Genomic DNA, 515 nt, shown 5'->3' with positions numbered 1-515 from the left:
GAATGAAACCAAACTTTTAGAAAAGAAAAAAGCAAAATTGCAAGAGAGGCAAATGCAATCCCTTGAGTTAAAAGAATTAGAAAATAAAGAGGTTAAAGGGCTTTATAATGTTGCTTACAATGGAAAGAATGCTGCAAGGGTTTTTAAAGATTTAGAAGCGGTAGAAAAGGCAATAAGATTTTCACAAGGGAATAAAAATAAAGGTGCAAAACATATAAAAATTAAACATCTAACCAATCAAACACAAGAGGGTTATGTAACACCATTAGAAATAGCAAATCTAGGCAAGGATTTAAGAGCATTTTTAAAAAATTATGAGCCTTATGTAGAAAAGAATGGAGCAAATATTTATGAGTGGGAAAATGAAGCAGAAGTAAGGTTTAGATTAGTGGTTAATGAAGTTAAAGGGGAGGCGGACTCTAACCCCGCACAATTACCGAAACCCTTTAATGAGGAAATTATAACATTTTATAGCGATAGAAATCTTAAGAATAAAATGGAATTTAAAAATTATT

1 pseudogene is annotated in these 515 nt (G+C 30.9%); it reads left to right on the top strand.

Features of this window, described 5'->3' with window-relative positions:
- A pseudogene (locus LS72_RS10590) lies at positions 1-515 on the top strand (hypothetical protein); the annotation flags it as partial.

The organism is Helicobacter apodemus (assembly GCF_000765745.2).
In the GTDB taxonomy this organism is placed as follows: Bacteria; Campylobacterota; Campylobacteria; order Campylobacterales; family Helicobacteraceae; genus Helicobacter_D; species Helicobacter_D apodemus.
Note: the sequence above shows the minus strand (reverse complement) of the source record. Positions and strands in the feature narration are given on the sequence as shown.